We start from the raw sequence: 5,709 nt of genomic DNA, 5'->3' as shown, positions 1-5,709 counted from the left end.
CTCCAGCTCCAGCTCCAGCTCCAGGAGCCTCCCCCAACAAGGCCACCGCCCCGTGCACCGCGTCCACATGCCCCCGCATCTCCTGCGCGGCATCCGCGTCGAGGGCCGCGCAGGCCGGGGGCAGACCGACGAAGACGCGCTCGGCGAGGCCGGCCGCGACCTCCGTCAGCGCACCCGTGTCGGTGCCGCGTACGTCGCCGTAGCGCAGCGAACGGACCAGGGCGGGCAGGGCCTGCGCGAGATGGCCGACGTCCGTGTCGAGGGCCGCGCGGTCGGCGAGGACCTTCATCACCACCGGGAGCGCGTCCGGCAGTTCGGCCAGCAGGCAGCGCTCGGCGAGGGCGGTGACATCGGCGAGGCTCTGCGCCCCGATCGCGTCCGCCTCCGCCTTCGCGGTAGCCGCCGCGAGCACGGTCGTGCCCCACACCCCCGCCTCGGCGACCCGCACCGCCAACTCGGGCTCCCAGCGCAGCCGCCAGGTCTCCCGGAACGTACCCGTGCTCCCCCGCGACGCGACCGGCTCGCCCCACTCGACCCGCAGCAGCCGCAGCCGGTGCAGGAGCGTGCTGCGCCCGGCGTCGGTCTCCTTGCGCAGGTCGAGCTCCAACTCCCGCTCCAGTGCCTCCGGTTTGATCCGCAGCCTGCGCTGCGATCGGTCGAGGTCGCGCTGCAACGGCACGGCGGGCGCACCCGGCGGCACCTCGCCCAGCACATCCCCGACCACGAGCCGGTCGTGCACCAGCGCCAGCGGGACGTCCGAGCCGTCGCCCATCACCGCGCGCACCGCGTCGGTGGTCTCCCCGAGCCCCGCCAACGGACGGCCGCGCATCACCGCGAGCGTCTCCGCCAGCCGCACCGCCTCGATGACATGGGCCGGGGAGACGATCCGGTCCTCCTCCCGCAGCAGCCCCGCCACCTTGGTCATCCACCGTTCGACCGGCCGGTCCGGCGCGCCGAACAGATGGCCGTACCAGCCCGGCGAGTCGATCCCCGCGCCGTATCCGCTGGCCCGCGACAGCCGGCGATGCGTCCACGGCACCCAGGTCAGCTCGGCCTTGACCTTGGGCAGCCCCTTCAGCAGCGCGCGGTCCGCGGCGACGGACGCCTTCTGTCGCAGCGCGGGCACATGCCAGGCTCCGCAGACCACGGCCACGTCGTCCTCGAACTCCCGCTGCGCCGCCCGCACTTGGAGCCGCATGTACGCCTCGCGCACGAGGTCCCGGTCGTGGCCGCCGACCCCGTACGTCTCGCGCAGCGCCCCCATGGCCTCCTCCAGCGCGGTGAACGGCGCGAACGCGTCCCGCTCCCCCACGCCCCGGTGTTCGACGACGTCCTCCCACCAGCGCTCGGGATCGTCGTAGCCCGCGGCCTCGGCGAGCACGGCGAGGGGATCGACGCGGAGGTCGGGGGCGGGCTCGGGGTCGTCGTTCCCCTGCGGCTGCCGCTGCTCGCCCGTGGGCTCGTCCTCCGTGTCCCCGTCCCTCCCCCGGGCCAGGGTGTGGATCGCCGGGAGGTCGATGAAGCGGGCCGGGACCTCGTGCTCCAGGGCCCAGCGGATCGCGACCCATTCCGGTGAGAACTCGGCCATCGGCCAGAAGGCGGAGCGGCCGGGCTCGTCCACGGCGTGGGCGAGGAGCGCGACCGGCGGCCGCATGTCCTCGTCGGCGGCCAGCGGGATCAACGCGTCGGCCTCCGGCGGCCCCTCGATCAGTACGACCCGGGGCCGGGCCGCCGCCAGCGCCGCCCGCACGGCCCGCGCCGAACCGGGCCCGTGATGCCGCACCCCGAGCAGCAACGGCCCGGCGCCCGGACCGCGCCGACCGCCCCCGCTCCCCTCAGTTCCCGCCACGTCGTCCCCCTCCCCTCCGGGTCGTACTCCAGCCGGAGTCGTCTCGCCTCCAGGTCGCACTCCACGCGGAGTCGTCTCGCCTCCGGTGCAGACTCCACGCGGAGTCGTCGACCAGCCCCCAGGACTCGCTCACGCGCTCACCTCCCGGCAGGCCCGGTAGAAGTCCTTCCAGCCGTCGCGTTCCCGGACGACCGCCTCCAGGTACTCCTGCCAGATGACCCGGTCGGCCGCCGGATCGCGGACGACGGCGCCGAGGATGCCGGCCGCGACATCGCTCGGCCGCAGCAGTCCGTCGCCGAAGTGGGCCGCCAGTGCGAGCCCGTTGGTGACGACGGAGATCGCCTCGGCCGTCGACAGCGTGCCGCTGGGCGACTTGAGCTTCGTGCGCCCGTCCGCCGTGATCCCGTCGCGCAGTTCGCGGAAGACGGTCACCACCCGGCGGATCTCGTCGACGCCCTCGGGCACGGCCGGCAGATCGAGCGAGCGGCCGATCTGGTCGACGCGGCGGGCGACGATGTCGACCTCGGCGTCCGCGCTCTCCGGCAGCGGCAGCACCACCGTGTTGAAACGGCGGCGCAGGGCGCTGGAGAGGTCGTTGACGCCGCGGTCGCGGTCGTTGGCCGTGGCGATCAGGTTGAAGCCGCGGACCGCCTGCACCTCCTGCCCCAACTCCGGTATCGGCAGCGTCTTCTCGGACAGGATCGTGATCAGCGAGTCCTGCACGTCGGCCGGGATACGGGTCAGCTCCTCGACGCGCGCGGTCATCCCCTCCGCCATCGCCCGCATGACGGGGCTGGGCACGAGGGCGTCGCGGCTCGGGCCGTTGGCCAGCAGTTGCGCGTAGTTCCAGCCGTAGCGGATCGCCTCCTCGGGGGTGCCCGCGGTGCCCTGGACGATCAGGGTCGAGTCACCGCTGACCGCCGCCGCGAGGTGCTCGGAGACCCAGGTCTTGGCGGTGCCGGGCACGCCGAGCAGGAGCAGGGCGCGGTCGGTGGCGAGGGTGGTGACGGCGACCTCGACGATGCGGCGCGGGCCGACGTACTTCGGTGTGATCACCGTGCCGTCCGGCAGCGTGCCGCCCAGCAGATACGTGGCGACCGCCCACGGCGACATCTTCCAGCGGACCGGGCGCGGCCGGTCGTCCTGCGCGGCCAGCGCGGCGAGTTCGTCGGCGAAGGCGTCCTCGGCGTGCGGGCGCAGTACCTCGGTCGACGCCTTCTCACTCGCCTGCGCGTTCGTGGGTTCTGTGGACACAGTCATGGCTGAGGCCCCCTCCAGCTCGGCCGGTTCGGATCTGGTGTCCACCGTGCACCACGCCACTGACAATGCGATCTGACCTGCACAAACGCTGACGCAAGGCCGATTGTCAGTGCCGGGATCTACCTTCGATGACATGACTCAGCAGGGGGTGCGCTGGACGGCTGATCAGGTGCTGGCACTGGCGCCTGACGCAGCGTCACGCAAAGCGGGAAGCAAGCTCGGGGCGGCGGGGCCGTGGTCCGAGGCGGGCAGTTCTGACGAGGGGACGGTGTGGGGGCTGTGCAAGGGCAGTGGCAGCAAGCCGTATCAGACGGTCGTCGACATCGCGGACATCGCGGGGCCGGCGTACAAGTGCAGTTGCCCGAGCCGCAAGTTCCCGTGCAAGCACGCGCTGGGGCTGCTGCTGTTGTGGGCGGGCGAGGACGGCGCGGTGCCGGCGGGACAGGGGCCGCCGCCGGACTGGGCCGAGGAGTGGCTGGCGGGGCGGCGCAAGCGGACGGAGGAGAAGCGGGCGGGGGGTGCGTCCGGTTCTCCGACCGCGGCTGACCCGGAGGCGGCGCGGCGCAGGGCGGAGCGGCGGGCCGAGCGGATCAGCGCGGGCGCGGGCGAGTTGGAGCAGCGGCTGACGGACCTGCTGCGCACCGGCCTGGCCTCGGCGGAGCAGTCGGGGTACGGACTGTGGGAGGAGACGGCGGCCCGCATGGTCGACGCACAAGCCCCCGGACTGGCCGCGCGGGCAAGGGAGTTGGGGGCGATCCCGGCCTCGGGCCCGGGCTGGCCGGTCCGGCTGCTGGAGGAGTGCGCGCTGCTCCACCTCCTCGACCAGGCCTGGCTGCGCCGCGAGCACCTGCCCGACGACCTGGCGGCGACGGTCCGCTCCCGCATCGGCCTGCCCGCATCGGCGGACGGCCCGCCCCTGCGCGACCACTGGCTGGTCCTCGCCCAGTACGACACGGCGGACCCGAAACTGACGACCCGAAGAATATGGCTGTACGGCACGGAGTCGGGCCGCACCTCCCTTCTCCTCGCCTACGGCGCCGCGGGCCGCGCCCCCGAGTTGGCGCTGCCCATGGGGCTCGCCCTGGACGCGGAGGTGTCCGCGTTCCCGGGCGCGGGGCAGGTCCGGGCGGCTCTGGGCGAGCAGTTCGCGGCACCGTCGCCCACGACGGGACGACCGCGCGGGGTGACGACGGCGCAGGCCGCCGTTCGCTACGGGGAGGCGCTACGGCTCGACCCGTGGCTGGATTCCGTCCCGATGACACTGGACCGGGTCGTCCCCGCCCCGGACGGCGACTCCTGGCAACTGGCGGACGCCGACGCGGACTTGGCGCTCCCCCTCACCCCGACCGCCCGTTCACGCCCCGGCCTGTGGCGCCTGGTCGCCCTCTCCGGCGGTGCCCCGGTCAAGGTCTTCGGGGAGCTGGGCCACCGGGGCTTCACCCCGCTCACGGCCTGGCCGGAGGGCACGGGAGAACCGGTGTCCCTGTGCTGAACCTCTTGTGCACCCCACCGCTCCGAGGCATCCGACGGAAAGGCACCGCATGAACACCACCCCGGCACCGGCGCCCCCGGCGGGCGACTGGGAAGAGCTCGTCACCACGGCCCTGCTCGGCACGGACCGCCGTACGCCTCCGGGCTGCGCGCCGGGCCAGGACGCCCCCGTGGCCCTGCTGGACGCGGCGGCCGTGGAGACCGTACGGCGGCGGGCCGGGCTGTGTCCGGCGCGGGCGGCGGAGCGTCCGGAGCCGGCCGTACCCGACGCGCGTCCGGCGCTGCCCGAAGCGGCGGCCCGGAGGCTGGCGATGCTGCTGGCCGACCGTCCCGGTGCGGGTGGTGGGGGCCGTAGGGGCACCTCGCCGGATCTCATGGAGTTGCTGCCCCAGTGGCTCGCGGCGGCCAACGCGCGGGGGTTCGCCGCGCCTGTCCCGGTGCTGCCCGCGCTGCTGGACGCGGCCCGGGGGCGTACGGATCTGCGGCCGGCGGCGCTGGAGTTCGCGGGCCCGCGCGCGCTGTGGCTGGCCCGGCTGAACCCGGACTGGCGGTTCGCCCTGCGCGCGACCCCGGGCGGCGGCACCGCCCTGCCCGCCCTCGACGACCCGGACCAGGTCCAACTGCTGTGGCAGGAGGGGCTGTTCGCCGAGCGGGTCGCCCTGCTCGCGGCGATACGGGCGCAACGCCCCGCCGTCGCACGCGAGTTGCTCATCACGACCTGGGCGACGGAGCGGGCGGAGGACCGGCTGATGTTTCTCGACTCGCTGCGGATGGGGCTCGCGGCCGAGGACGAGCCGTTCCTGGAGCAGGCGTTGGCCGACCGGAGCCGCAATGTCCGGGCCACGGCGGCCGAGTTGCTGTCGGCGCTGCCCGACTCGGCGCTCGCCGCGCGGATGGCGGTCCGGGCGTCGGCCTGCGTGGCCGTCGACCGTACGCGTCAAGAGCCCTCGCTCGTCGTGGAAGCGCCGCACGAGTGCGACTCGAGCATGGAGCGAGACGGTGTGGTGTCCAAGGCTCCAACGGGGCGAGGTGAACGCTCGTGGTGGCTAGGCCAGTTGGTGGAGGCGACGCCGCTCGCGACCTGGGAGCGGCGTCGCCTCCACCAACTG

General features: G+C 74.4%; 4 protein-coding genes. 2 read left to right on the top strand and 2 right to left on the bottom strand.

What is annotated here, in order from left to right:
* The coding region (locus JHN63_RS46685) for a DUF5682 family protein (protein WP_200691209.1) at positions 1-1,849 on the bottom strand (1,849 nt) is incomplete at its 3' end.
* A gap of 129 nt (positions 1,850-1,978) precedes the next feature.
* The gene (locus tag JHN63_RS46680; protein WP_200691208.1) at positions 1,979-3,109 is read right to left on the bottom strand and encodes an AAA family ATPase; all 1,131 of its coding nucleotides are present in this window, start codon (positions 3,107-3,109) and stop codon (positions 1,979-1,981) included.
* Positions 3,110-3,242: 133 nt separating this feature from the next.
* Here JHN63_RS46680 and JHN63_RS46675 point away from each other — a divergent pair, with 133 nt between their 5' ends.
* Together JHN63_RS46675 and JHN63_RS46670 are read left to right on the top strand one after the other, a co-directional pair.
* Positions 3,243-4,601 (top strand): SWIM zinc finger family protein, encoded by a 1,359-nt coding sequence (locus JHN63_RS46675; RefSeq protein WP_200691207.1) that lies wholly within the window; start codon positions 3,243-3,245, stop codon positions 4,599-4,601.
* A gap of 49 nt (positions 4,602-4,650) precedes the next feature.
* Positions 4,651-5,709, top strand: a 1,059-nt coding sequence (locus tag JHN63_RS46670) for a DUF5691 domain-containing protein (RefSeq protein WP_234478745.1), incomplete at its 3' end; no start/stop codon positions are given.

Origin of the sequence: Streptomyces sp. MBT65 (genome assembly GCF_016612545.1) — a bacterium.
In the GTDB taxonomy this organism is placed as follows: Bacteria; Actinomycetota; Actinomycetes; order Streptomycetales; family Streptomycetaceae; genus Streptomyces.
Note: the sequence above shows the minus strand (reverse complement) of the source record. Positions and strands in the feature narration are given on the sequence as shown.